The following is a 25,490-nucleotide window of genomic DNA, read 5'->3' on the forward strand; positions in this document are numbered from 1 at the left end:
AATAAAGCAAAGAAAGAAAAAGAAAAAGCCCCTAAAAAAAGGGCTTTTTTTTTATTACTTTACTGAAAATTAATTGCTTTTAATTAATAAAAACAAGTTGCACCAATAATGATTAACAAAATGAACAATACAACGATTAAGGCAAAACCGCCGCCAAAACCGAAGCCGCCGCCACCGTAACCGTAACCACCACAACCGCAGCCGCCGAATCCTCCGCCGTATCCGTACATACATCTCCCCCCTTTCAATAAGATTCTAATTTGTTAATAGTATCCACCCATAAAGGACGCACCAATTATAATGAGAAGGATAAACAATACAACCACTAGGGCAAAACCGCCACCAGCTCCTACGCCGTCCATTTCACATTCCTCCTTTGCACCGACTTACTACAAAATATGTTTAATTTGAAAATGTGTATGGGCACTTCGAAATGGACCTTTTGGGGTTGTCGATGAAAAAGGGGTGCGGCGTGGTGAAAATTGTAAAAAAATCGACTTAATATTTAATTGAAACGGATTTATAAAAAACTTTATGAATCGTTGAAAAAAGAAGTATTGAAGAGTAATTTACCGGTAATAACGCTTTCATTGTATTTCACAAAATCGTCATATTCAGTTATAATTTCGTGTGGTAAAAACGGACCCGACTTTCATGAGAGTTGAAAGTCAAAATAATCATAAATAAAGAGGTGTAATGAATTGAATGGTAGTAAAATTAAATATGAATGGTTCGGAAATATAAAGGGAGATATTCTTTCTGGTACTGTTGTCGCGTTAGCACTTATTCCAGAAGCAATTGCCTTTTCCATTATTGCGGGCGTGAATCCAATGGTTGGGTTATATGCCTCCTTCTGTATTGCCCTTGTGATTGCTTTTGTTGGCGGCAGACCAGCAATGATTTCAGCTGCTACGGGAGCAACAGCCTTGTTAATGGGCGGCTTAGTGAAAGATCACGGATTACAGTATTTATTAGCAGCCACCATCCTAACAGGTATGATCCAAATTATTTTTGGTTCTTTGAATGTAGCTCGATTAATGAAATTTATTCCTCGTTCGGTTATGGTGGGTTTTGTTAATTCATTAGCGATATTAATCTTTATGGCACAGCTTACCCATTTTAAAGGCCAAACATGGGTGATGTACGCAATGGTTGCGGGAGGATTAGCGATCATTTACCTTTTCCCTCGGATAACCAAGGCTGTCCCTTCCCCACTTGTCGCCATTATTATTATCACCATTATCTCGGTGGCAACTGGTGCTCACGTAAAGACTGTAGGAGACTTAGGACAACTAAGTCAGGCCTTGCCTACATTTTTTATTCCAAATGTTCCTTTTAATCTAGAAACACTAAGAATAATTTTTCCTTATTCACTTGGAATCGCTGTTGTTGGATTAATCGAGTCTCTCCTAACTGCTCAAATTGTCGATGATTTGACAGATACGGGCAGTGACAAAAATAAAGAGGCGCGCGGTCAAGGGATTGCCAATATTGTCTCAGGATTATTTGGCGGAATGGCTGGCTGTGCCATGATTGGTCAATCAGGAATCAATGTTAAATCAGGCGGACGAGGAAGACTTTCCACCTTTTGGGCAGCTGTATTTTTATTAATCCTTATCGTAGCCCTTAATGATGTCCTGGTAAAAATTCCAATGGCTGTCTTAGTCGCAGTAATGTTCATGGTCTGCATTGGGACATTTGATTGGTCTTCATTAAAGAAGCTGCCAATTATGCCTAAATCTGAAACTGTGGTTATGGTTGTGACAGTAATAACTGTTGTAGCAACAGATAATTTATCCATTGGGGTGTTAATAGGCGTCATCTTGAGTGCGATATTCTTTGCCTCTAAGATTTCAAAAGTAGACGTTAAAACGATTTCGACAAAAGGCTCACGTAAAAAGGTTTATCAAGTATCAGGGCAGCTTTTCTTTGTCTCTGTGACAGATTTTGTCAATAAATTTAATTTTAAAGAAGAAATACCGGAAATAGATATTGATTTCTCCCATGCTCACCTTTGGGATGACTCAGCGATCGGTGCGATCGATAAAATTGTCCTGAAATATCAGCAAAATGGAGTAATGGTTAATCTGAAGGGTTTAAATGGAGACAGCGCCAAACTCTTAGACAAACTTACGGTTCAGACCACCCCAGTTGCTCTTGAAAAGGTATCAAATCAATAAAACATGGAAAACACGCTAAAGTGTCAGCGTGTTTTTTATTTTTTCAAAAAAATAAAGCTGCCGCGGCAGCTTCATTAACGTATGTTCTAATGATTTATCTAAAGACCAACTCTTTTTCGCTTAGGCCAAGCGCTTGCGCTGTTGAAGTATGAATATCATGCAGAAGCTCTGGGTTTTTCATTAGTGACAAGCCGTAAGATGGAATCATTTCCATAATTTTCGGTTCCCACTCTATTATATGCTGCGGGAAGCATTTATTCATTACTTCAAGCATTACGGGGACAGCAGTAGAAGCACCTGGTGATGCACCTAGTAAGGCTGCGATTGAGCCATCAGCTGCATTAATCACTTCCGTACCAAATTGAAGTGTACCTTTGCCTTCGGATTCAGTATCTTTGATCACTTGTACTCGTTGGCCCGCTACCACGATATCCCACTCTTCGCTTTTGGCGTTCGGGATAAACTCTCGTAGCTCTTCAATCCGCTGTTCTTTCGATAACATAAGCTGTTGTATTAGGTATTTTGTCAATGGAACGTTTTTGGCACCTGCCGCTAACATCGTAACGAGATTATTTGGTTTTACAGAACCGATTAAATCCATATTTGAACCCGTTTTTAAGAATTTGGGTGAGAACCCGGCAAACGGTCCAAATAACAATGATTTTTTGTTGTCAATATACCGTGTATCAAGATGCGGAACTGACATCGGCGGTGCACCAACTGCCGCTTTACCGTACACTTTTGCATGGTGCTGCGCGACAACCTCTGGATTGTTACATACTAGGAAAAGCCCGCTTACCGGGAATCCGCCAATATGTTTACTTTCAGGAATACCCGTTTTTTGTAGTAACGGCAATGACCCGCCGCCACCGCCAATAAAGACGAATTTGGCCCGATGGCGTTCGATGGCACCGGTTGCAATATTCCACACTTTTAATTCCCATAAGCCGTCCTCAGTGCGTTTAATATCATCAACTTGATGATTGTATTTGATATCAACGTGTTGATTTTTCAAGTGGTCGAACAATTTGCGCGTTAAAGCACCAAAGTTGACATCAGTTCCAGAATCGATTCTTGTTGCCGCTATAGGTTCATCCAATTTACGGCCTTCCATGATCAGCGGAATCCATTCTATCAGCTTTTCATGGTCATCGGAAAATTCCATCCCTTGAAACAGGGGATTGTTTGATAGCGCTTTAAATCGTTTCTTCAAAAATGTTACGTTTTGTTCCCCTTGTACTAAACTCATATGCGGTATTGGCATGATAAAATCCTGCGGTTTACGTATTAGCTTGTTGTTTAAAAGATATGACCAAAACTGCATGGAAAGCTGAAACTGTTCATTAATTTTGATTGCTTTGCTAATATCTATCGATCCGTCTGGTTTTTCGACCGTATAGTTAAGCTCGCACAGTGCCGCATGCCCTGTTCCTGCATTATTCCACTCGTTAGAGCTTTCCTCTCCTGCGTTAGCGAGCTTCTCAAACACTGTAATTTCCCATTCCGGCACTAATTCTTTTAAGAGTGTCCCTAAGGTAGCACTCATGATTCCGGCGCCAATTAAAATAACATCTGTCGTAGTTCCGCTGTTGCTCATATTTATCAACCTTTTCCCCTAATATTTGCAGAAAAGATAGAGGTGTCACACCAAGATAATGGAATACCTGGTCACACACCTTTTCTATCTATCTTAATTATAACTCATTGATAGTGTAAAACAATTATTTACAGCTTCATATATCTACTATTATAAGATAATTTTAAATTATTTAAAAGGTGGAAATAGTAATAAGTACCACCAAGTGGCCAAAAAACACACAGAAACCAAATCCTATGAATACCAACAATCCAAATCTGAATGCTGACAAAATGGTCAGTGCCCCAATGATTGTACCTAAAGAATTGGTATACCTAAACTCTTTCACTTATTCTATTAAAGATTATTTAGCCGATTTACCAGCAGTTCTTTCCATTCGTTAGCCAATTCTTCAACAGCCAATATTCTTTTTATCCCTTCGACATCCTTTTGCTTATGAAAATAAATCTCATTTCCATAAAGAATGGATACCTTTTTTGGATGTGACTCCAATAATGTAATTTGAGAATCGTTTCGGACAATACCTTCTTCTAATACACGACACAAATAACCTGTAAAGCCCATTTGAACCATCCTTTTTAGAAGAAAAGGATTATTAGTTCTCTTTGAAATTGTGCTGCACGGGATTCTACCTTGAGTTATTTGTATAACAGCTTCTCCAAGACGAAAAATATCCCCAATATAAACATCTTTTTCCAACATATTGGTAACAGTTAAATTCTCACCGAAAGTTGAAGCTGGTAAAGGATTCGCAAATTCTTTTTCCCAAAGCAAATAGTGTTCATAAGGGTACACACATACCGCTCGGTCTGAACCACCGTGATTCTGTAAGTCCGCAACACCATCTCCCAAAAATCCATCTTTTGTTAATTGAGCTTCTTCAATTGTTTGTTTGCAAATTCCTGTCTCCATTTCCCCATTATTCCCGTACTTCGTTTTTTGGGGTAATCCAATTGAAAGGTTTTTTAGTTCTATAACTTTACTACTTGCCACTATAATATGTACCCTCTTTCTATAATTTTTTTCATTAATTATTCTTAAATTTTATCATATTTATTTATAACATTAAGAAGTACCTTGTTCTGATTGAAATAATACATTTGACACTGCCATTGAAACTAAGTTCTTATGAAAAACCGACATCAACTCAAACCTAACATTCCTTGAGGTTTCAAAGAAATTCTCCGGTTTTACAAGAGCAACCATACAAAATTCATAACCAATATATCGTAGATTTGGATTTAAGTCAGTTATGCCATAATACCTAAAGTCTTGTTCAGGAATGCCATCTTCCCCTCTTAGCAGAGTTTCACCATACTTTTCATTGCAAATTTTGCAAATCTCTTCTAGCAGCCACTTAATTCTTTCCGGCTCTTCTTGATAACTAACCGTTACTCGTTCTATTATCCTCATTTTCCCCTTATTAAAATTCTCGATTGTTCTAATCTCCCCATGTGAGATTGTTAGAAGTTTCCCTGACCATTCACGAATTTGCATAAATCGGATTCCTATTTCCTCTACTGTACCTGAAATAACACCATTAAATGTAACATAGTCGCCTACTCGAAATTCTTTATCAGATATTCTGGTAAAACCTAATAGAACATCTTTTAATATTTGTTGTGCTGCAAAGCCTAGTATGACACCTATAATTCCTGCCCCCGCGAGGAGACCTTTAATATCAATGAATTGTCCAATAATATATATGATTAGAATGATTGCAATTAAATATTTTAAAGTAGAGCGAATTACACCTTGTATTGTTTTAGAATCTGCTTCGGGGAATAGGTGTGAATTTTTAAAAAACCAAGAAGATGTTCTATTTACTAGAAATGAAATAGTCATTAACAACAACACCATTAACACAAGCCGTAAAAATAAATAGCCCTTAATTGATTCAACGAGATTTTCTGTATACGTTAATACATTCAACCCTTTCACCTCGGTTTTTTCCTTGCAGTAAGCAAGAAAAATTTTATTTCCAATTCTTTTATTTTATATTATGCGGAATAAATATGTAAAAATGTACAATTACAGTGGAATCAGTGTCATCTATGCCATAAGCACCATTCCTATGGACTCAACTAAAATAGAAATTGTTTTAAAAAAGTGTCAGGCACCATTCTGAAATTGGTTTCACTAATCTAAAAAACAATGCCACCTGCCGCAATTTGGGCCGATGGCATTGCTTTTTCTATACTTTTTATTGTTTATTTGGAAAGGTTAGTGAATAGGATTAATTTCTATTCTTTATTGATTGATACGGAACCGGCACTTGATTGTAGCTTCAGCTGTGGACCACCTGAACCAATAGAGGCGATGACACGGTCACGGTCCTTTGTATTGTACGAAACGTTTGCCAGATTTACATCAACATGACCAGCCGATGTCTGGAGGTTCATTTGCAGAGATTCTGGTTGCTGTTCGGTTACAATCCGAACGGAACCGGCACTGCTGCTTGCGAAAATGTCATGAGTAATCGCCTTTAACTGGACATCAATTGAACCTGCACTATCAGTTAAATCCAACTTTCCTTCAATATTGGCTAACTTCATACTACCTGCAGAAGAATGAGCAGTTACATCACCTTTTAAGTCATTTGCCTTAATGCTACCAGCGGAAGAGTCCAAATCAAAGTGGTTGGCTGATATTTGTTCGATGGTAATACTGCCTGCTTGTGAATGAGCTTTCAGTTCACTGTACATTTTTTGCGGTACCTCAACATCGGCTTGAAGTTGTTTGCCCATGAATTCAAAAGGAGAAAAATGAAATAGAGAATCATTTTTTGGTCCTATATCAATTTTAGCTGTTTCTCCGCTCGTACTTACTGAAAGCACGATATTCTTTTCCGATGTTCCGCCGTAGAGATGAACGGTAATGACATCGGATTTTGTTGGATAAAAATGCACACTGGATAGCCGAGATTCCAATTCGATTTTATTAATGTCTTTTGCGTTGATCGTTTTTGTTTCATCTATAGTGACAGTTGAAAAATTGTCATGAGTATATCCATAAACTACAACCCCGATTATCCCAATAAACAAGCCTAAAATAGCTGCAACAATAGAATATTTCTTCAAATTAATAACTCCCTTTCACGATTTTTACATTGAGTTTCCAGTACCAGTGGATTAACTTTAAAAACCACTTTGCAAGAAAATTTGTCACTAGTAAAAATAGATACCCAAATGAAAAAGTGGCAAGGATTAAGAAGAACGCAAGTAGTATTGGTGTATCGTGCGTAAATAAATTAATGATAAATGCAACGGGAGTAATAAGACAAGCGAATGCAGCAGCATACAGACCAATAAAAGCACCTGTGACCCCTACAACGGGCCCTATGATGAAAATTAGATTAAACAAGAGCATCCCCAAAAATGCAAAAATGTTAGGTCCAACATTTGTAGTGGTTTCCTTTTTTGAACCACTAAGTTTGTCAGTAGCTACAAAGACATCTAATTCATCTGCGATCGTTTTTGGGGAGCCTAAATCCGCAACAGCCTCCTCCTCGGTTTTCCCATTTTCGATAGCCGAATCAATATGTGCTTCATAATCACTAAGAATATCCTTTCGTTCCCCTTCAGGAACCTGTACCAATAGACGGTTAAGTTCGTTTAAAAATTGCTGCTTGGTCATCAGTCCATCCCCTCCTCAATAATCTCATTCACACTGGCAGAAAATTGCTGCCATTCTTGTACCAACTGTTCAAGATATTCTCGTCCGGCTTTCGTCAATTGATAGTATTTTCTTGGCGGACCCTCATTGGATTCCGCTAAATAAGTAGCGAAATAGCCTTCTTTAGTTAATCTTCGTAATAAAGGATAGACGGTTCCTTCAGCGATTTGGATTTTATCAGAGATGCTGTGAACCAACTCATATCCATACCGGTCCTTTTTCAATGTAAAGACTAAGACACATAATTCCAGTGCACCCTTCTTAAATTGAACATTCATGTGAATCACCTGCCTACAAAGTAATGATTACTACTGAATAATATATAGTAGTAAAATATGAAAAATATACCATCACAGGAATACTATATCATCTACTACTAACTAATGCAAGGTACTATAATTTATTTAGTTGTAGTTTTTTTATTGTTATAATGCCATACATATTTGTATATCGGACGGAAATAATACCATTGATCTTTTAACTTAAAATAAGGGGAGACTTTTATGAACTATCGTATGTTTAAGGTGATTAATCAATTGGCGGGGCATAATCGGATTGTAGATTTCCTTATGGTCACCATTTCAAAAAGATCTCGATTTATCTATATCCTCGTGGTAATCGTTCTCTGGTTTCGCCACGATTCTTATAAAAAAATGACACTATATACTGGAGTTTCTGTCAGTGTGACGTATTTGCTCTGTACGATGATTAAGCTATTCTTTTATAAACCGAGGCCGTTCTTGAAGCATAGCGTTCATTTATTGCCGCCGGTCCCATCAAAAAAAGATTCATCGTTTCCAAGTAAACATACTGCCCTTGCCTTTACCTTGGCCGCATCTGTGATGGTATTTCACCGAATAGCCGGCTGGAGCTTGTGGCTGCTATCAATCCTAGTAGGCTTTTCGCGGATCTGGATGGGACAGCACTATCCATCTGATATCATCGGGAGCGCCATCCTTGGAAATGGAACAGCCTTTGTCGTAAAACTTACTGAGCAGTATTGGAAGCCTTTTGTTACTCGCATCTTCCGTTCGTTTACCCAATTTCGTTCTTCTTATCGAGAATTATAATATGAATGTAGGGATGATCTAGCTTTACTTTGATCATCCCTTCATAATTTCAGTAATAACCCCCTGAATAACCGGGTCATTCATTCATCAATACCCTGGCAAGTCCATTTAGTTCGTTTGGCTGTAGGATGCGATAGTGACGTCCTTCCTTTTGCAAATATCCTTTATCGCAAAATTGCGCAAACACATATAATAAATGGCGGTAGGAGACGCCTAAAGAATCACAAACGGTGACGTGTTTCTCCTTATAGACTTCTCCATCTGCCGTTTGCAAAATAAAATCGGCAAGCCGATTTTCTAGCGGGAAGGAGAGACTTTGCGTATATTTTGCCGCCATTTGTGTGGATTTCACACTTAAGAACTTCGCAAGTTCACGGAGAAAGGTTGCATCTTCAAGCATTTTGGCGCGGCAGCGATGAAAAGGAATCGCAAAACAAACGGTTTTGGTAGATGCTTGAACCCCTTTCGTATAATAAATCGGATTTAATAATTCCATTTCTCCGAAAAAGTCGTCCTTGTTGATAAAATTAATTAAGGAAACCTTTCCATTTTGATGTGTCACATAAATTTTCGCCTTTCCTTCAATGACATAAAATAAGAAATCCGAACGCGTGCCCTCTTGAATAATCCATTCATCACGTTTATATTCATGCACTTCTAGAAACTCTTCAATCGGAAAAGTAAACAAATACCCAATCGAATATTCCTCCAAATAGCGCTGCCTTTTCTCATTTTTATAAATTTCCATTAATCTCCTCCAAAATATGAGATATCTCATATTATTGTACGTTTCTCCATGATATGATGCAAACATTGGAGGGGTATAGAATGAAATCACAGCGATGGATGAACAGACAATTTTTTAGTTTTTTTATTACCTGGGGTGTTTTTCTACCCTATTGGACTGGGTGGATGATCCATACAAAAGGCATGACGGTTTCACAAGCTAGTTTGATTATGAGTTTAGGACTAGTTGTCCGCGGTCTTTCTACTTTATTTGTATTTCCTTATTTATCTGGGAAATTTAGCAGTAGAACCTTACTAAATGGGATGGCACTGGGTACGTTCATTTCCCTTCTTTGCAGTATTCCAGCGAATTCTTATATAAGCTTAGTAGTTGTCACCTTACTGTTGCATTTCTTTTACCCGAGCTTGATGCCGGCATTGGATAGCGCAGCAGGCGTCCTTGTGCAAAAACAGCAATTAAAAGATTACGGGAAGAGCCGTTCGTGGGGATCCATTGGCTTTGTCGTATCCGGGATGATGTTGACGGTCTTTACTGGAGCGTTTGGGGATAAAGTTATCTTATGGGCGTTGTTACTTGGCATATTGGTATTTATGGCTCTTTGTGTCTTGCCTGCCCCTGTTATTTTAATGGAAAAACCACAAGCCACAAAAATGAAAAAAGGCGGCATGCTGCAATTATTTCGGCTCAAACACTTTGGCCTTGTTCTCGTTATTGTGATTTTACTGCAAGCGGCACACGCATCCTATTACAGCTATGGCTATATTTTTTTACAAGAAATCCATGCACCCAAATATTTAATTGGAGTGATTCTCAATATTGCTGTGGTTGCAGAAATCATTTTCTTTTTAATCGCAGATCAGAAATTACGTAAATTTTCAGTGGGTTCCTTACTAACACTTGCGGCATTTGGCTCAACAGTAAGATGGATCCTCATATTTTTGTTTCCAAATATTATAGTTTTTTGTATCGCACAAACCTTGCATGCCTGCTCATTTGCGATGGGACATTTTGCCTTTATGAAGTATTTAACCAAGCATATTCCACAAGAACAAATTCCGAATGCCCAAGGGATGTATTCAGCACTGGCACTAAGTTGGAGCACAGCGGTGTTCACATTCTTCGGCGGATATTTATATGAAATTGAGCCAAGATACGCCTTTATCGGGATGATCATTTGCAGCATCCCATCAATGCTGCTTGCGATTTTCTATCGGAAATTGGCTGCAAAGGCGCCTGAAGACCACGGGGTCGTTTCCTGTGCACTAAACTAACCTTTTTAAAACTAAGAGAGCCTTCCGTGGCTCTCTATTTAGATATTTGGCTTAGTCCAAAGCTTTGTTAGGTCGACATACCCAAAATGTTTGATTTCAATGTTCATTAGATTAATCGAAAAAGGGATTCGCCGTTTTACATAATACAATGGGACACAAAGCGACTCGTTCTGTAAGTACTGTTCAATTATCAAATGGTGATCATTCCAGTATTCAAAGGATATCGAATCATATGCCTTAATGAATCGGTTCAGTTGTTTATCTTGCTTTATTAATAGTTGTAGAGGAGAGAAACTATTGATCAAAAAGAAATAATAATAAAAGGTTTGGTTTAGTTCGAAAATTTCGCCATGAATAAACAAGTCGGCATCTAGACGGATACTGGTATCATAAACTGCCTCCCGGAAGGAGATTTTCACCATTTCAACCTCAATTCCAGCTTGTTCGAGCTTGGCTTTTAACCAATGAGACGTATCACTTGTATAGTTTACAAATTGTATCCTTATCGGTTTGGTCATCACTGGTTTTGGAATAGCCGGCATTTTATACGATTGGGACATACCGATTAAACACCCTTCATCGTTCCCCATAATTCTAGAATTGACATCTGAAAGCTCATGACGATGGTTGGCGATGACCATATGTATATAATCACGGACTTCCTTGCGTTCCAGATCAGATCCACGATAGGGATTCATAACGACAATTCCAAAACCAGAATCACTTTCCACCTTAAATGTTTCCACCTGTTCGGATTCATGAGCCCCATAATAAACCACTTCAAATTCCCTCGGGACCTGAATAAACTCGACACGATCGAGCAGCGGGCGATGCCCAAAATATTGTTTAAAAGCGGCAAGGACTGTTTTTCCTTCTGTCTCTTCTGCCAGATAAAATCCACCTGTTCCTACCAAATTACCATTCACTTTTTTAAATATACTTGCAGATAACAGGCTTAAGAGCTGAAGAACATAGGTGCATCCTCCTGGAAACTTCAGTTCGACTACAAGTGGTGCAGGAGTTGTAATCGAGGTAATCGGTTCCCATAACATACAATAGGGTTCATCCCGCTTCATGCGCCAGAAAGATTCGACGACATCTTCCGCTTTCATGATCGAACCGTCGTGAAACGCAACGTCTTTCCGTAGGTATAGAAGCAAAGAATTAGCACTATATTCCCATGAATGTGCAAGCTCTGATGTAACCGTATTGTCAGCGTTTAACGTGACCACACGGTTATATAGATTGGCAATGATATTCGCACTGTGTGTATCCGCAGCTTTTAGTGGATGAAAGGTTAAAAAAGGATCAAAGCGTGGAATGATCAGTCTGTCCTGCTCTTCCTGATGAAAACCGAAATTTGTTTGGAAGGCGGTCATTAATCGCTGTTTGGTTTCCACAGACCAATCTAGCAATAGTAACCTGCTTACCTCCTCAATCGCTCCCTTTTCAAGCAATTGTAAAAATTGCCGTTCATATTCGTGTTCTACATCCCGCAGCCATTCCAGTGACGATGTATGGCCCCTTCCACGCCCGGAATGAAAAATGAGCCATCCATCCTCCTGCCATTGGTGAAGCTTCCTTCGTGTTTGTTTCGTACTGAGGTATAAGCACTCAGCAATATCTCCTACTTTAATATTCCCCGATTCTACCTGGTTTCTTAGTGTTAATAAATATCGATCCATTCAGCTTGCTCCCCTAAAAGTGGACATTTTTAGAAAAAAAGGTCATTTTTATTATTCCCCGTCTCCTTTACTATACAAATATAGGAAGGAGCTGGCAATATGAAATGGAGAGACTATCCACAAAACTTAAGGGTTCGCCTTTTTACATCATTTTTCAATAAAGCAATTTCCAGTGCGGTTATGCCGTTTATGGCCCTCTTTTTTGCCGAACACAAAGGTGCTGTTTGGGCAGGGCTATTCTTAGGGATTAACGTTTTTATCAGCTTTATTTGTACACTAATTGGAGGCTACCTGTCTGACCTCTTCCGCCGGAAGACAATATTGGTGATCACCTCAGCAACCAGTTCGTTGATGTTCGGTTTCATGACATTCAGTTTATTCCCTGATCAAAAATGGATCAAGCTATTCGCGTTTGCCTATATGGTATTTATGATATCCAGCAGTTTAGGACGACCAGCGATGCAGGCAATTATTATCGATTCCACCACGTCCGAAAATCGGAAAGCGATTTATTCGCTGGACTATTGGCTCAATAATTTATCGATGGCAATCGGGACTGCGCTTGGCGGACTGTTTTACTTGCATCATCAACTTACTTTATTCTTAGTTCTAACAATGGTATCAGTGGGTTTACCGATTGTTTATGGAATTTGGCTGCAGGATTCGTATGTTAAAACTTTGAAGAAAAAACATCAAAACGTCTTGATTGATATAGTTGCTAATTATAAACTCGCCTTTCAGGACAAACCATTTGTCATGGCTGTCATTGGCGGGATGTGTATTTATGCCGCGGAATTTTCACTCAATAGTTATATCGGTGTCCGATTGGCTAAAGAGTTTCACTCCGTTTTCATTGGCCACTTTGAAATCGCAGGTGTGAGGATGTTGAGTATCTTAAACATTCAAAATATGCTTCTCGTTGTATTACTCGCCTTTATGATTACGAAGTTTACCGATCGTTTTGACAAAAAGAAGGTGTTGTTAACCGGGCTTCTCCTATATGGAGTTGGATATATAACGATTACATCCGCGAATATCTGGTATGTGTTAATTGTATTCAATCTGATTGCTACCATTGGAGAACTGATATACTCCCCGATTGCTAATGCCGAAAAAGCCAACATGATGCCAGAGGATAAACGAGGTTCCTATTCTGCCTTTTCAGGTCTTAGCTTTAGCGGTGCAGATTTACTTGCGAAATCTACCATTTTACTTGGGGCATATTTGGTACCAACCATGATGAGTGTCTATATTGGCATCATATTAATGATCGGCACATTTATGCTTTATAGTGGACTATTTATCTTTCAAACAGCAAAACGAAAAGAGGAAATAAACCAATTAACCCAGGGTTAATGGAGCGAGAAAGCGCATTCGTAGCAGGAATGCGCTTTTCAATAGCTTTTAATTTTAATGAAATCCATATTTTCGCTTTATGAATTAATCTTTCTTGGGTTGAATTTTTCCGTAAAGTAAAGCGATATAATATTTTTCATCTATAAAATAGTGGACTCTTAATTGTCCCTCTAACACATACCCATTCTTTTCTAAGATCCGGGCAGATCCCTTATTTGCATCAACTACACTAGCATGGAGTTTGTGTAGTTGAAGTGTTTCAAATGCGTAATCACTCATTAAAGCTACACATTCTGTTCCATAACCTTTTCCCCAATGGTCTCGATGAAAAACATATCCAATTTCTGCTTGGTTTGCTTCTTTGTCAAAATTGAAAATCATCGCTGTCCCAATAATTTCTTGCGTTGATTTTAGAACTATGGAAGCGTATAAATGAGTACCTGCTAACTCCCGTTTTACCATCGTTTCAATGTATTCACTCGTTTCATTCAATGTGTTCATTAAACTCCAGCCAATAAAACGTGAGACTTCCTCATCTGCTGCATAATTATGAATCTCTTGAGCATCATTTGTACTTAGTGGTTTAAAGCAGATATTTTCACTTTCTAATGAATGAAATAAACTTATATTCATAATTTCCACACTCCTAACCAATAATTTCTACCATTTTGTACTAATCTTAGACAAAAGTCTTTTCATTTTCTTTAAAAATATATATTGTATATAAAAGTGACGTTGATACCGAGACAAGTTCTCTTATATTGAGAGGAAAATAGACATATGACAGCAAAAAATGACATTGTAATCAGAAATTCAGAAATATGTAACCAGATGTTAAAGAAGATGAAACCTAATTGTGGGATAATCACTACTTCAAGGGATTGTTAAATGATTGAACCCCTTTTTACTTTATCAGAAATGAATAATCTAATAGATTATCTTTAAATATTATATCAAAGTTAATGAATATTCAGCCTAGGTGGTGCTAAATTTGACACGTTTGAAAAGAAATAGAAGAAGAGTAAGATGGGGGCGATTGTTTGGGGCCTTTCTTCTAATAGGTATTATAATTGTCGGTTTATTTCATATTTTTCAATACATAGAAGGTACGATAAAAACTGCCAACCAACCTCTAAAAAAAGTGGAAGGAAAACAGATATTCCATGGAGAGAAAAATAAACTAGATGCAATCAATATTCTCTTGTTAGGAAGTGACTCACGGGGAGAAAAACAAGCTCGAACTGATACAATCATGGTTGCACATTATGATCCAGAAACCCATAAAATAAAACTGATCTCTCTTATGCGTGATATGTTGGTCTCTGTACCAGAACATGGACAGCAAAAATTAAATGCAGCCTACGCGTTTGGAGGTCCTGAATTACTAAGGGAAACGATAAAAGAAAATTTCGGACTCGAAATTCACAATTATGCGATGGTAGATTTTAAAGGATTTGAAAAAGCAGTCGATCTGCTCGTGCCAAAAGGCATTGAAGTAAATATACCTTATGAGATGTCTTATGGTATAGACATGACGTTAGAAAAAGGAAAACAACAGCTGCATGGTAAAGAGTTGTTAGGTTATGTCCGTTTTCGCCATGATCGGTTAAGTGACTTTGGACGAATTCAAAGACAGCAAGAAGTAATTTCAAAATTAACAGATGAAGCAATAAGTCTACATAGTATTGTAAAACTCCCTAAGCTATTAGGTCTTATAAATAAATACATCGATACAAATATAGATAGTTCCACTCTTTTGACGATAGGAAAAGACATGTTAACGAAGAAAAGTAGAGAGATAGAAACCCTCCGCATCCCTGAAAATGACAGTTTTCAAAATAAACGGGATGAAGTGCATGGTGACATATTAGAAGTGGACTTCGATCAAAATATAGACGCGCTAAATAATTTTATAGGAGAAAAAGGTATGGCTCAAAATGAAGAACAAACAGAATAATTAAGTTAATAAAAATAACGCTAGAGTTTGTTGTTTTATAAAAAGCCATGGTATTTCTTAATTTTATGAATGAGAGATGAGGAATTTCTCTCCAACGCCACCTCCTTACCACGGCACAATTTTCCACACCTCCGGAGAAGTGTATCTTTTATAAGATACGCTTCTTTACTTACTCATCATTTTCTTTGTAAAGACATATGATCTTTATTAAAACAAGGGAAACTTCTTTTTTTAAAATCAATACTTGTCCAATCCTTTTTAGCTTAAGTACATATGCTATTATTTCCTCCAATCCAGATCACATTTAATTACCTTTAAAGAAGCATCTGCATTTCATGCAGCTGCTTCTTATTATTTTTAGAAAGTTTTTTTATCAATTCACGGAAACTTTCCTTTCATAATAATGCTTGTCTAGTCAATCTTTGACTTTTGAAATATATAGAGAGAGAAGAGTGTTTTTTCTCTAACTTCCAATAGGTGGTGAAAAGATATGTATGGTTATGGTGGTGGCTATGGCGGCGGCGGCACTTTTGTATTAATCGTTGTATTGTTCGTTCTGCTTATCATTGTTGGTACTACTCTTGTATTTTAAGAATTGAAAATAGACGACACTAAAATTCAAAATATCTTAATTACTAGTACAGCCAACTAGAAGCGCGAATAGACATGGAATAAAACAAGCTGTTACAACTCTTTTCATTTTTTACTCCTTTCGATCAATTAATTAATATAATTATTGTCTTTTAAATATACCCCCTATCACTAATTTAAGATGAAATAAGGACATACAACGTTTCATAATAATGAATTCTTTTCATCCCCACAACGGATGATCTGTAAAAATTCAGTAAAAGCGTTTCAAATGAAAAATGTTTGACGTGTTATGACTCAATTCAGCTAAGGCCGCCCACAAATAATTGGACGGCCTTACGGAATGTTACCAACTAAACAGTTGCTTTGCGAATCATGAAAAATGACAACAGGGCATAGATGACAGCGCCAACAAACAACCAGGAGGCTAATAGGGCGGCGGAATGACCGCTTAGCCAATTGAAAATGTCCGCCCACCAGCCGAAATACGTGCACAAGAGTGCAAGCACGGACCCCCCAACAAAAATAACTGGAAACATGATGAACAGCCCCATCCTCCCGAAACGCCTGTAAACGGCGACAATGCCGAATCCAAGGAAGCTCATATGAAACGCTGTCGCAAACAAGGTCCACCACTGTTCTGCCAAGGAACCATCACTCAAATAAGGCAGCTTGAAAAAATGCAATCCGACTCCCCAGGCCCAATCACCTTCCAAGAACGAAAGCGCCAAAAGTACGACGGAACTACCCAAACAAACGACGATAATCATCATGAGAGTCCCGAGAAAAAAGTCTGTTCTCCGGATGCTCAGCCCTAGTGCAAACGGGAAGCTTTTCGTCAGCGTAACTATGCCGACAACCATCATCCAAACGAAGATGGAAGCCAAACCGCCTGTATATAATCCTTCTTCCGGCTGGACTATCCCTCCAATCAAAAAGTTTACTAAAAAAGCTGGGAGTAATCCCAAACACCATGGAAGGATCAACCACATAAGTTTATCCTTGGCATGAATTTTCATTACGGTTGCAATTCGATTCATCGGAAGTCCACCGCCCTGAGATCAGATTTTTGTTTGGTCAAATGAACAATCAACTGTTGAAGTGATACCGGTGTAAGCTCCAGCCCTAGTAATTCGGCCTGCTTTCGCCTTTCGGGATCCAGACTGCCAAGCACCGTCGCCGACAATAGGCCACCGAATGGTTTACGGTCGATCGTCTCCTGCCCGGAAATGAAGGATTCTACTTTCTCCGCCTGGCCAATGGCGCTATAGGCTTGCCCGCGAATGGTATCCGCATCTTTATTTAGAATAAGCTTGCCGCTATCGATGACGATTATATGCTCCAAAATCCGGCTCACTTCGTCGATTAAATGCGTGGACAAAACGATTGTCCGAGGGTGCTCCGCGTAATCCTCAATGAGCCGATCATAGAACAACTCCCGTGCTACAGCGTCCAGCCCCAGATAAGGCTCGTCGAACATCGTCAACGGTGCGCGACTCGCCAAACCAATGATGACGCCGAGGGACGAGAGCATACCTCGCGACAGCTTCTTTATCCCCCGTTTCAGTGGCAGACGGAAATCATTCACCAATTGATCAGCAAATTGCTGGTCCCAATTAGGAAAAATAACATGACACAGCTCCAGCACGTCACTCACACGAAAATGGTCGGGATACTTCTGGCTTTCTTTAATAAAACAAACCTGGCTCAATACGCGATTGTTCTCATATGGAGTCTCTCCAAACACATGCACTTTCCCGCTTGTCGGGAACATCTGCGCCGTCAGCATGTGCATGATCGTTGTTTTGCCTGCGCCGTTTCGGCCCAGCAATCCGTAAATTTTGCCCGATTCCATCGTAAAGCTGACATCGTCCACCGCATTGACGCCGCCATAGGTTTTGGTCAGCCCTTTGACTTCAACAATGTTTTTCATTTCGTTCCTTCTCCCCTCCGGATCATATCCGTCAATTGGTCTTTCGAAATGCCAAGCTTTTCCGCTTCGCGAATCATCGCCACGACATACTGTTCGTAGAAACTCTCCTTTCGCTTCTCCATCAGCCTTGCTTTAGCGCCTGTCGATACAAACATGCCGATCCCCCGCTTTTTATACAAAATGTTCTCGTCCACCAGCAAATTAACACCTTTAGCTGCCGTTGCCGGATTGATTTGAAAAAACGATGCAAATTGAGTCGTTGACGGCACTTGCGATTCCTCCTGCAACCGGCCTTCGATAATATCGTCTTCGATATGCTCGGCAATTTGCAAAAAAATCGGACGGCTGTCATCCATCTTGAAAACCATAATACACACCACCACATCGGTTAGTTACTTATGTAATTAACCATATAACAAAAGAACCGTTACGTCAACGGCTATTCGCCCAAAAAATCGTTCCGATAAAAATTTGAGTCATCATCTGTATCTTTTCAATCTATAATTTTCTTGTATTTGTTTAGTGTAAATTATTTTTTTGTAAAATTTAGAAATTTATCTGGAAAATTAAACCTAATGATGGTATGATTTACCTGTTTTTATGACTTTAGGACTAGGGGGTTCTTTTATGACTTGGTTTACCAAATGGGCATTGCGGAACAAAGCGGCATTGGTTTTCGCTGTAATTGCCTCGATGATTTTTGGTATTTTTAGTTACACGACGATTCCAATGGAACTGATGCCATCTGCCGACCAGCCATACATAACCATTTCAACAGTTGGAAACGGTATGGATGCCGTAAGTATGGATGAACAAGTAACACAGCCAATTGAAAAGGCGTTAAATGGCGTCAGAGGAAAACAAAGTGTCGTTGCACAAACAGGAAATAACTTTAGCCAGTTGACCGTCACATTTGAAACAAAAATTGATGTAAAAGAAGCAAAACAGCAAATTCAAGAAAGAATTTCAATGGTCCATCTCCCCAATGGGGTCATGAAGCCGTATGTTATCAACCTCAACACATCTGAAATTCCGATTGTGGAATTAGGTCTGACCTTCGATAAGGAAATTGGCAATAATGAACTAAATATCGTAGAGAACGAGATTATGCCGATGTTCAAGGACCTAAAAGGTGTCGGCAATGTTATCACCAATGGTGGAAGAAATCAACAAGTGATGATTAAAGTTGATCCTGCTAAATTAGCGGCAGCAAGTTTCCCGCTTGAAAAGCTATATACGCTCCTTCAAGGAAAAACGGCTTCCGTTGCCGTAGGCGAACAAACGATGAACAACGAAGCAACAAGCATTATCGTAACCGGAAAATTAGAAACCCTTGATGAACTTAAAAACATCCAGTTAAACAATAAGACAAAACTACAGGATGTTGCTGGTATTACCATGCAAGAAGATACCGAAAGCATCATCCATTTGAATGGAAAGAGCTTTATCGACGTTGTCATTCAGAAGGATTCCACCTCCAATGCCGTAACGCTTGGAAAACAGGTGGAAGATGCAGTAAATAAAATCAATAAGGATTACAAGGGAACCCTTCAAGCGACGGTCGTGATGAATTTAGGAGATACCGTTCTTGATTCCATCAATTCGATGACAAGAGAAGTATTGACCGGTGCATTATTTGCCACCCTTATAATCTGGTTGTTCCTTCGCAGTTTCCGAATGACCCTGATTACGATTATCAGCATACCATTGTCCTTATGCATGACGATGATTCTACTCTCCTTCTTTGGCGTTACCTTAAATATCCTCACGCTTGGAGGAATTGCAGTATCTGTCGGACGGCTAGTGGATGACAGTATTGTCGTAGTGGAGAATATTTACCGAAGAAAGCAAAATAATGAATTAACCCCTGCCTTTCTTATCGAATCAGTTAAAGAAGTCGGATCAGCGATCACCTCATCCACTCTGACAACAGTAGCCGTATTCCTGCCAATGCTGATTGTTTCGGGAGGATTAAGAGATATCGTTGCTCCGTTTGCGATTACGATCACTTGTTCATTGCTATCTTCTCTGCTTGTTTCACTGACAGTTGTCCCAGCACTCAGCGCCCGTATGATGAAAAAGGTAAAGATGAAGGAACACAAGGCGAAATCCTTCTACCCATCTTTGTTGAAATGGTCGCTTAATCATAAATGGCTTCCAATTACGGTAGCGATTCTCGTTGTAGTCGGTTCCGTCGGCTTATTTTTGACCATGCCAAAAGGTTCTGTCGATCAGCAAGATTCGGCCTACATCGCAATCGGTCTTCGCTATGATAACGGAACTCCATTTAGCGAAATAAAAGATGGGGTTGCGAAAATGGAGGACATTCTTTCAGAAAAAGAAGGGGTAAAAACCCATATTACAGTGGCTGGTGTCAATGAGGATGCTGCACAATATGGCAATCTACAAGAAGCCAACGTCGTTCGATTTATGATTTTTACTAAAGAAGGAACCGATTCTGCCAAATTTGTAAAAGACATCCGAAAAACAAAAGATCAGTTTCCAAATGCGGAGCTGACGGCTGAGACAGCAGGTTTGCTCGGATCCAATACGACGACTGTTTCCATTGATGTCATCGGAAAGAACGACGATGACATCAAAAAAGCAGCTGATATGGTTAAGAAAGATATAAGCAGCATAGATGGTGTTGAAAAAGTAGAAAGCAACGATCAAAATACTAAACCAACCATTAGCATTCAGGTGGATTCCAAATTATCAAATGCACAGGAAGTCGCCCAATCTATTTATGCGATGATAAAGCCTGCTGTGATAGGAAACATTAAGATTGATGGACGGACCACCGCAGTCCAATTGGGAGCATTAAAAGAGATTCAAACGGTGAACGATGTAAAAAATCTGCAGCTGATGACGCCAGATGGGCCAGTTGTTTTATCAAGTATTGCGAAGATTGAAGAAAGCAATGAGCTGGGGACCATCTTTACAAAAGACGGCCATCATTATCTACAGGTAACGGCGCAAGTGAATCCGGACAAAATGGTAGACGTTACCGGAAAAATTCAGCAGGAGCTCCTAACTTGGAACAAAGATGAAACATTTTCCAAAGGAACAAGTGCAGAGCTTACAGGTTCTTCCATGGAGTCTTCTGATCAATTAGCGGAACTCGCTAAACTGTCTATGTTATCAATTGGAATCGTGTTTATGATTTTGCTCGTGACATTAAAGTCGTTCCGGGCAAGCATCGCGATCTTGATTACATTGCCACTTGCAGCGATCGGTTCACTATTAGGACTCGTGATTACCAACTCAAGCATCAATATTTCTTCTGGTATCGGAATGCTGATGCTCGTTGGGATTGTGGTAACCAATGCCATTGTGCTGGTTGACCGAATCCGTCACAATGAAGAAACAATGACCATTCGGGAAGCGATTATGGAGGCAGGATTCGTACGACTGCGTCCGATTCTTATGACAGCACTCGCCACTGTCTTTGCCATGGTACCGCTTCTAGTTTCACATGAATCGGCGATGAGTTTAAATCTGGTTTCAAAGGGACTCGCTGTGGTTGTCATTTTCGGACTCATCATATCCACCCTTTTGACGCTGATTGTAATCCCAACATTTTATGAATTATTCCATTTCCGAAAAGCAAAAAAACAAAGACAACAAGCTAGCCAAGTAACAGGAACATTAGGGCAATAATTGACAAATACGAAAGAGTCAGTTTGTGTAATCAGTTGATAGCGATTCCCACGAACAGTGTTCTTGATTTTTGAACCTCGATTTAAAAATTATTTTTGATAATAATTGAATAAAAAACAGGAGCTTTCCTTTTCGTCGGATAGCTCCTGTTCTTTATGTTTTTTAGAAAGGAATTACAAAGGACCCTGTAGTAAAGAGTAAATAAAATGAGCCACTCCGTCATCGATATTCGTCAGTGTTACTTCCTGACAGGAATTCTTGATTTCCTCTGCTGCATTTCCCATGGCAGCACTTCTTCCGGCCATTCGGAGCATGGATAAATCATTATAGCTGTCACCAACCGCAGCCGTATCGGCTAAGTTCATCCCAAGCTTTTTAGCCAGCATCTCTAAGGCAATTCCTTTTGATGCCTTTTTGTGTTCGAATTCAAAGTTATGCTTAGCAGACGTGACCATTGTAACATCTTTCATATCCTTAAATTGTGCCTTCCCTTTTTGAAGTTTTTCTTCATCAAATGAAAAGGCAAGGATATTATAAACATCAACGTCAGTGACAATCAGATCTTTATAAGAAACTATATAGGAAAATCCGGTTTGGCTATATTGCTTCTCAGCAGCTTCTATGAGCTGTTCTATACTTACTTCTGGGTTTGCGCTTTTGACTCTGTCCATTTCGATGGTTAAAAGTTCCCGACCGTTTTGTCGAGACAATATAGAATCATTACTGAAAATTTCATAATAGTATTCTTCTTGCTCTAGCCAGTTCAAGATTTGGAATGCATCCTGTCGATTAATCGAAACAGAATGGAAAAGTTCGCCGTTTGGCTGATGAATGGTCGCTCCATTAGCCCCAATAATCCAGGTTTTTAATTTAGTTTCTTTAAAAATGTTTTGGACATCAAAATGGGCCCGCCCAGTAGCAATAACGACTTCAATCCCATTAGCTTGGGCGAATTTAATCGCCTCCAAATTTTTCTTACTAATTTGGTTTTCTTCATTTAATAACGTACCATCCAAATCGACAGCAATTAATTTTACCATCTTATTCATCTCCCTCTTCAAAGTTAGCCGTTAAAAGTTCGACATTATTTTTACGCAACAGCTCTCTAAACTCTTTTGGAGGAGTGTTGTCTGTAATCAGAAGATCAATATCCTGTAAATCAGCAAAACAGAAAAAACCTGTGCGTCCTAATTTTGTATGATCAGCTAATACGATCACTTGCTTTGCTTGCTGAATCATTTTTCGTTTGACGAGGCCATCCTCCTCATGAGCGATCGTTAAGCCATTTTCCGATATTCCTACCACGCCAATAAACACTTTATCTACATGGTATTTCGATAGTTTTTCTAACACAGTGGAGCCGTAAAGAAAACGGTGCTCTTTTTGAAGTGTGCCTCCTAAGAGCTGGATGTTGATTTCCGGCTTGGAGGATAATACTTCAGCCTGATTAATCGAATTGGTAATAATTGTACAATCGATATTTTCCATTTGTTCTGCACATGCTTGAACGGTTGTCGAGGCATCCAAGATCACTCTATCACCTGGAAAAATTAATGATGCAGCCTTATTCCCAATAATCTTTTTTTCTTCCGTTACGGTATTTAAGCGATTGGTATAGTTTTTTACTTCATCATGAACGGATGGAAGGATAGCTCCTCCTCGTGTTCGGACAATAGATTTTTCTTCTTCCAGCCGGACAAGATCTCTTCTCGCAGTATCTCTGGATACATCAAAAAGGGTGCAGATTTGTTCAACAGAAATCCTATTATGGTTTTTTAGGAAATCCATAATTAATCCTAATCTTTCTTCTTGATACAAGGAATTCACCTTCTTTATAAGCATTTATAAGTAATTATACGTAATTTAAGTAAGTTTACAAGCATTTATAAGTATTTGTAAGTAATTATTTTTTCGAATATGTACATTTCTTGAATAAGGCTGCTCATATTGATAGAATCACTCATGTCACAAGTATGATGTAAAGCGAGGAAAACGACATGAATGATGTAATCGAAACAATCCTTAACCACCGTTCGATCCGCCATTTTGAGGACAAGCCTTTGACAGAGGAGCAAATAAAGACGATTGTTTCCTGTGCACAGGCGGCTGCTACATCAAGCTTTATCCAGGCATACTCCATTATTGGAGTTAAAGATCCTGTTAAAAAGAAGAAATTAGCCGACCTTGCCGGCAATCAGGAGTATATGGAAAAGAACGGCCACTTTTTGGTTTTTTGTGCTGACCTTTATCGCCATTCCGTGATCGGGGAGAAGGAAGAGAAAAACGTAGAATCTTCACTTGAAAGCACCGAAAAATTTATGGTGTCGTTAATTGATACCGCTCTTGCAGCCCAAAATGCAGCCATTGCAGCTGAATCACTCGGGTTAGGAATTTGTTTTATTGGTGGTATTCGCAACAATCTAGAGGAAGTTAAAAAAATATTACATATTCCAGACCGAGTCATCCCATTGTTTGGGCTAGCCATTGGATATCCATCCAAAATAACCGGTCAAAAACCAAGACTGCCTTTTGAACATGTTTATCATGAAGATGGATATGAGCAAGACAAAGAAGAATATTTACAACAGCTCGATGATTATAATGAAGTAATCGAAAACTATTATCTAGAAAGAACAGATGGAGTTAGAAAAGATCGCTGGACAGAACAGATGGCTGCCATGCTTGAAAAGCAGAATCGCATGTATATGAAGGACTTTATTCAAAAAAATAAACTAGATTTACGATAAAATTAATTGCAAGATACTTATTGGTACTGCTTGTTTGTTTTGTCGACTGATTGCAAAATCAAAGGACTAAAAAGTATTGAATATGATTTGTTGAGATCGGTGTAATAGCAATAATGCGGTAACCGATACTGAGTAATTGCGATAAAGTTTCTGCGCAATTGGGCCTTGGCGGCTCAATCGGTGCGTGGAAACTTTTATAAAGAGTAATTAACTGATTATTGTTTGTACAGTGAAGCAAGACAACATGTTTACCGGTCCATGCTTGACCGATTGTTGGTTGAATTTGTATTTCCCTCATGTTTCTCATATTGATCACCCTCGGTAATTGATACAATAGCTTATGTACGAAACCTAGTCCATTGTTCTTGAAAAATCCCAACTGGTAGTTCCAACAGCTTGAATCAACTCTTAACTTTTAGCAGGAAGAAAATTAATTACGGCAACTGGCTCGTAATAAAAATGTTAGCAATCTGTTACTGTGCTGCAGTTGATGTTGAGAACCTGAAAGTATAAACTTTACTTACTTAAGGAGTGATCATGATGGAAACAGTATCAGTGGATAAGCTAAAATTCAAGAAAAAATTATCAATGGTTGAGCAATTTTCAATCAAAGATTTCTTGTTTAGATGGGTTGGACAACCAGCAGAAGGATTAGATGATTTTCTACCCCTCGAGTACACAGAAAGCGTCTTTGCTAAGATGGAGGCAAAACTAGAACCAGGTTTCCTCGTTAATGGAGATGAACATTTCAGATATGCGACCATAACAGAAGCTAATCAAATTGTTATTGGAGTATTAGATTCGAATGAAGAGTTAATACATAGGATCATTTCTATGGATGAGCTTTTAAAAGGTAGGCACTTTTAAGGTGCTTACCTCTTTCTTTTCTCTGCCCATTTTGTCTACTTTCCCAGAAAAGTTGAACCGTCTCCTTTGTTCCCCTATTGGGTAATTTATCCCTCCACTTCGTTTTATTTCCTAGTTTATGACATTTTCGTAGGATAATCGTCATAAATCAAC

General features: G+C 38.9%; 26 protein-coding genes. 9 read left to right on the top strand and 17 right to left on the bottom strand.

Annotated elements, in window-relative coordinates:
- Positions 1–83 precede the first annotated feature (83 nt).
- Together AA980_RS22425 and AA980_RS26615 are read right to left on the bottom strand one after the other, a co-directional pair.
- Positions 84–230 carry a YjcZ family sporulation protein gene (locus AA980_RS22425; RefSeq protein WP_024027559.1) on the bottom strand — a complete coding sequence of 49 codons (147 nt, stop codon included), beginning with the start codon at positions 228–230 and terminating at the stop codon, positions 84–86.
- A 33-nt stretch (positions 231–263) separates the two neighbouring features.
- Complete coding sequence (locus AA980_RS26615) at positions 264–362, bottom strand: YjcZ family sporulation protein (RefSeq protein ID WP_082195796.1); 99 nt, start codon at positions 360–362, stop codon at positions 264–266.
- 339 nt (positions 363–701) lie between these two features.
- On the opposite strand from AA980_RS26615, the gene AA980_RS22430 reads away from it, so the two are divergent.
- Entirely contained in the window at positions 702–2,180 is a 1,479-nt protein-coding gene (locus AA980_RS22430; RefSeq protein ID WP_024027558.1) for a SulP family inorganic anion transporter, read from the top strand.
- A gap of 94 nt (positions 2,181–2,274) precedes the next feature.
- On the opposite strand, the gene AA980_RS22435 is transcribed toward AA980_RS22430, so the two are convergent.
- The 6 genes from AA980_RS22435 to AA980_RS22460 form a co-directional block, all read right to left on the bottom strand.
- Positions 2,275–3,777 carry a malate:quinone oxidoreductase gene (locus AA980_RS22435; protein ID WP_024027557.1) on the bottom strand — a complete coding sequence of 501 codons (1,503 nt, stop codon included), beginning with the start codon at positions 3,775–3,777 and terminating at the stop codon, positions 2,275–2,277.
- 336 nt (positions 3,778–4,113) lie between these two features.
- A complete protein-coding gene (locus AA980_RS22440; protein ID WP_407937477.1) occupies positions 4,114–4,689 on the bottom strand; it encodes an MOSC domain-containing protein in 576 nt (191 codons plus the stop codon).
- Positions 4,690–4,842: 153 nt separating this feature from the next.
- Entirely contained in the window at positions 4,843–5,709 is an 867-nt protein-coding gene (locus AA980_RS22445; protein ID WP_034723602.1) for a mechanosensitive ion channel family protein, read from the bottom strand.
- 311 nt (positions 5,710–6,020) lie between these two features.
- Complete coding sequence (locus AA980_RS22450) at positions 6,021–6,857, bottom strand: DUF4097 family beta strand repeat-containing protein (RefSeq protein ID WP_024027554.1); 837 nt, start codon at positions 6,855–6,857, stop codon at positions 6,021–6,023.
- A gap of 1 nt (position 6,858) precedes the next feature.
- The gene (locus AA980_RS25950; protein ID WP_024027553.1) at positions 6,859–7,413 is read right to left on the bottom strand and encodes an HAAS signaling domain-containing protein; all 555 of its coding nucleotides are present in this window, start codon (positions 7,411–7,413) and stop codon (positions 6,859–6,861) included.
- Entirely contained in the window at positions 7,413–7,730 is a 318-nt protein-coding gene (locus AA980_RS22460; protein ID WP_024027552.1) for a PadR family transcriptional regulator, read from the bottom strand. Before AA980_RS22460 ends, AA980_RS25950 begins: the two co-directional genes overlap by 1 nt.
- Before the next feature lie 225 nt (positions 7,731–7,955).
- Here AA980_RS22460 and AA980_RS22465 point away from each other — a divergent pair, with 225 nt between their 5' ends.
- Positions 7,956–8,522: an undecaprenyl-diphosphatase gene (locus AA980_RS22465; protein ID WP_024027551.1), complete on the top strand. Its 567-nt coding sequence runs from the start codon at positions 7,956–7,958 to the stop codon at positions 8,520–8,522.
- A 76-nt stretch (positions 8,523–8,598) separates the two neighbouring features.
- Here AA980_RS22465 and yeiL read toward each other — a convergent pair whose 3' ends face one another.
- Complete coding sequence (yeiL, locus tag AA980_RS22470; protein ID WP_024027550.1) at positions 8,599–9,270, bottom strand: transcriptional regulator YeiL; 672 nt, start codon at positions 9,268–9,270, stop codon at positions 8,599–8,601.
- A gap of 80 nt (positions 9,271–9,350) precedes the next feature.
- Between yeiL and AA980_RS22475 the strand changes: the two genes are divergently transcribed.
- Entirely contained in the window at positions 9,351–10,541 is a 1,191-nt protein-coding gene (locus tag AA980_RS22475) for an MFS transporter (RefSeq protein ID WP_024027549.1), read from the top strand.
- A gap of 38 nt (positions 10,542–10,579) precedes the next feature.
- On the opposite strand, the gene AA980_RS22480 is transcribed toward AA980_RS22475, so the two are convergent.
- Positions 10,580–12,226: an ABC transporter substrate-binding protein gene (locus AA980_RS22480; protein WP_024027548.1), complete on the bottom strand. Its 1,647-nt coding sequence runs from the start codon at positions 12,224–12,226 to the stop codon at positions 10,580–10,582.
- Positions 12,227–12,325: 99 nt separating this feature from the next.
- Between AA980_RS22480 and AA980_RS22485 the strand changes: the two genes are divergently transcribed.
- Positions 12,326–13,582 (top strand): MDR family MFS transporter, encoded by a 1,257-nt coding sequence (locus AA980_RS22485; RefSeq protein ID WP_024027547.1) that lies wholly within the window; start codon positions 12,326–12,328, stop codon positions 13,580–13,582.
- An 84-nt stretch (positions 13,583–13,666) separates the two neighbouring features.
- Here the strand turns inward: AA980_RS22485 and AA980_RS22490 are convergent, their stop codons facing one another.
- Positions 13,667–14,215: a GNAT family N-acetyltransferase gene (locus AA980_RS22490; protein WP_024027546.1), complete on the bottom strand. Its 549-nt coding sequence runs from the start codon at positions 14,213–14,215 to the stop codon at positions 13,667–13,669.
- A gap of 358 nt (positions 14,216–14,573) precedes the next feature.
- On the opposite strand from AA980_RS22490, the gene AA980_RS22495 reads away from it, so the two are divergent.
- On the top strand, positions 14,574–15,539 hold the full coding sequence (locus AA980_RS22495) for an LCP family protein (protein ID WP_024027545.1): 966 nt from the start codon (positions 14,574–14,576) through the stop codon (positions 15,537–15,539).
- 490 nt (positions 15,540–16,029) lie between these two features.
- Positions 16,030–16,131: a YjcZ family sporulation protein gene (locus AA980_RS26620; protein ID WP_082195798.1), complete on the top strand. Its 102-nt coding sequence runs from the start codon at positions 16,030–16,032 to the stop codon at positions 16,129–16,131.
- 352 nt (positions 16,132–16,483) lie between these two features.
- Here AA980_RS26620 and AA980_RS22500 read toward each other — a convergent pair whose 3' ends face one another.
- From AA980_RS22500 to AA980_RS22510, 3 genes are read right to left on the bottom strand one after another with little or no spacing between them, the layout of a single operon-like run.
- Positions 16,484–17,170 (bottom strand): hypothetical protein, encoded by a 687-nt coding sequence (locus tag AA980_RS22500; RefSeq protein WP_024027544.1) that lies wholly within the window; start codon positions 17,168–17,170, stop codon positions 16,484–16,486.
- The gene (locus tag AA980_RS22505; RefSeq protein ID WP_024027543.1) at positions 17,167–18,063 is read right to left on the bottom strand and encodes an ABC transporter ATP-binding protein; all 897 of its coding nucleotides are present in this window, start codon (positions 18,061–18,063) and stop codon (positions 17,167–17,169) included. Before AA980_RS22505 ends, AA980_RS22500 begins: the two co-directional genes overlap by 4 nt.
- Positions 18,060–18,431: a GntR family transcriptional regulator gene (locus AA980_RS22510; protein ID WP_024027542.1), complete on the bottom strand. Its 372-nt coding sequence runs from the start codon at positions 18,429–18,431 to the stop codon at positions 18,060–18,062. Before AA980_RS22510 ends, AA980_RS22505 begins: the two co-directional genes overlap by 4 nt.
- A gap of 259 nt (positions 18,432–18,690) precedes the next feature.
- On the opposite strand from AA980_RS22510, the gene AA980_RS22515 reads away from it, so the two are divergent.
- On the top strand, positions 18,691–21,723 hold the full coding sequence (locus tag AA980_RS22515) for an efflux RND transporter permease subunit (RefSeq protein WP_024027541.1): 3,033 nt from the start codon (positions 18,691–18,693) through the stop codon (positions 21,721–21,723).
- A 173-nt stretch (positions 21,724–21,896) separates the two neighbouring features.
- Here AA980_RS22515 and AA980_RS22520 read toward each other — a convergent pair whose 3' ends face one another.
- Together AA980_RS22520 and AA980_RS22525 are read right to left on the bottom strand one after the other, a co-directional pair.
- A complete protein-coding gene (locus tag AA980_RS22520) occupies positions 21,897–22,763 on the bottom strand; it encodes a Cof-type HAD-IIB family hydrolase (protein ID WP_024027540.1) in 867 nt (288 codons plus the stop codon).
- A gap of 1 nt (position 22,764) precedes the next feature.
- Entirely contained in the window at positions 22,765–23,541 is a 777-nt protein-coding gene (locus AA980_RS22525; RefSeq protein WP_024027539.1) for a DeoR/GlpR family DNA-binding transcription regulator, read from the bottom strand.
- 179 nt (positions 23,542–23,720) lie between these two features.
- Between AA980_RS22525 and nfsA the strand changes: the two genes are divergently transcribed.
- Entirely contained in the window at positions 23,721–24,470 is a 750-nt protein-coding gene (gene nfsA / locus AA980_RS22530) for an oxygen-insensitive NADPH nitroreductase (RefSeq protein ID WP_024027538.1), read from the top strand.
- Positions 24,471–24,528: 58 nt separating this feature from the next.
- Here nfsA and AA980_RS22535 read toward each other — a convergent pair whose 3' ends face one another.
- A complete protein-coding gene (locus AA980_RS22535; protein WP_024027537.1) occupies positions 24,529–24,777 on the bottom strand; it encodes a hypothetical protein in 249 nt (82 codons plus the stop codon).
- A gap of 230 nt (positions 24,778–25,007) precedes the next feature.
- On the opposite strand from AA980_RS22535, the gene AA980_RS22540 reads away from it, so the two are divergent.
- A complete protein-coding gene (locus AA980_RS22540) occupies positions 25,008–25,337 on the top strand; it encodes a hypothetical protein (protein ID WP_156351170.1) in 330 nt (109 codons plus the stop codon).
- The last annotated feature ends 153 nt before the right edge of the window (positions 25,338–25,490 follow it).

This window comes from Neobacillus vireti, from assembly GCF_001026695.1.
Classification (GTDB): Bacteria; Bacillota; Bacilli; order Bacillales; family Cytobacillaceae; genus Neobacillus; species Neobacillus vireti.

What these genes read in the sequence shown, in the direction of transcription:
- AA980_RS26615 (WP_082195796.1), bottom strand. Translation starts at nt 362, where the DNA reads ATGGACGGCGTAGGAGCTGGTGGCGGTTTTGCCCTAGTGGTTGTATTG.
- AA980_RS22515 (WP_024027541.1), top strand. Translation starts at nt 18,691, where the DNA reads ATGACTTGGTTTACCAAATGGGCATTGCGGAACAAAGCGGCATTGGTT.
- AA980_RS25950 (WP_024027553.1), bottom strand. Translation starts at nt 7,413, where the DNA reads ATGACCAAGCAGCAATTTTTAAACGAACTTAACCGTCTATTGGTACAG.
- AA980_RS22435 (WP_024027557.1), bottom strand. Translation starts at nt 3,777, where the DNA reads ATGAGCAACAGCGGAACTACGACAGATGTTATTTTAATTGGCGCCGGA.
- AA980_RS22510 (WP_024027542.1), bottom strand. Translation starts at nt 18,431, where the DNA reads ATGGTTTTCAAGATGGATGACAGCCGTCCGATTTTTTTGCAAATTGCC.
- nfsA (WP_024027538.1), top strand. Translation starts at nt 23,721, where the DNA reads ATGAATGATGTAATCGAAACAATCCTTAACCACCGTTCGATCCGCCAT.
- AA980_RS22460 (WP_024027552.1), bottom strand. Translation starts at nt 7,730, where the DNA reads ATGAATGTTCAATTTAAGAAGGGTGCACTGGAATTATGTGTCTTAGTC.
- yeiL (WP_024027550.1), bottom strand. Translation starts at nt 9,270, where the DNA reads ATGGAAATTTATAAAAATGAGAAAAGGCAGCGCTATTTGGAGGAATAT.
- AA980_RS22535 (WP_024027537.1), bottom strand. Translation starts at nt 24,777, where the DNA reads ATGAGAAACATGAGGGAAATACAAATTCAACCAACAATCGGTCAAGCA.
- AA980_RS22440 (WP_407937477.1), bottom strand. Translation starts at nt 4,689, where the DNA reads ATGGAGACAGGAATTTGCAAACAAACAATTGAAGAAGCTCAATTAACA.
- AA980_RS26620 (WP_082195798.1), top strand. Translation starts at nt 16,030, where the DNA reads ATGTATGGTTATGGTGGTGGCTATGGCGGCGGCGGCACTTTTGTATTA.
- AA980_RS22465 (WP_024027551.1), top strand. Translation starts at nt 7,956, where the DNA reads ATGAACTATCGTATGTTTAAGGTGATTAATCAATTGGCGGGGCATAAT.
- AA980_RS22520 (WP_024027540.1), bottom strand. Translation starts at nt 22,763, where the DNA reads ATGGTAAAATTAATTGCTGTCGATTTGGATGGTACGTTATTAAATGAA.
- AA980_RS22490 (WP_024027546.1), bottom strand. Translation starts at nt 14,215, where the DNA reads ATGAATATAAGTTTATTTCATTCATTAGAAAGTGAAAATATCTGCTTT.
- AA980_RS22485 (WP_024027547.1), top strand. Translation starts at nt 12,326, where the DNA reads ATGAAATGGAGAGACTATCCACAAAACTTAAGGGTTCGCCTTTTTACA.
- AA980_RS22480 (WP_024027548.1), bottom strand. Translation starts at nt 12,226, where the DNA reads ATGGATCGATATTTATTAACACTAAGAAACCAGGTAGAATCGGGGAAT.
- AA980_RS22500 (WP_024027544.1), bottom strand. Translation starts at nt 17,170, where the DNA reads ATGAATCGAATTGCAACCGTAATGAAAATTCATGCCAAGGATAAACTT.
- AA980_RS22540 (WP_156351170.1), top strand. Translation starts at nt 25,008, where the DNA reads ATGATGGAAACAGTATCAGTGGATAAGCTAAAATTCAAGAAAAAATTA.
- AA980_RS22425 (WP_024027559.1), bottom strand. Translation starts at nt 230, where the DNA reads ATGTACGGATACGGCGGAGGATTCGGCGGCTGCGGTTGTGGTGGTTAC.
- AA980_RS22475 (WP_024027549.1), top strand. Translation starts at nt 9,351, where the DNA reads ATGAAATCACAGCGATGGATGAACAGACAATTTTTTAGTTTTTTTATT.
- AA980_RS22505 (WP_024027543.1), bottom strand. Translation starts at nt 18,063, where the DNA reads ATGAAAAACATTGTTGAAGTCAAAGGGCTGACCAAAACCTATGGCGGC.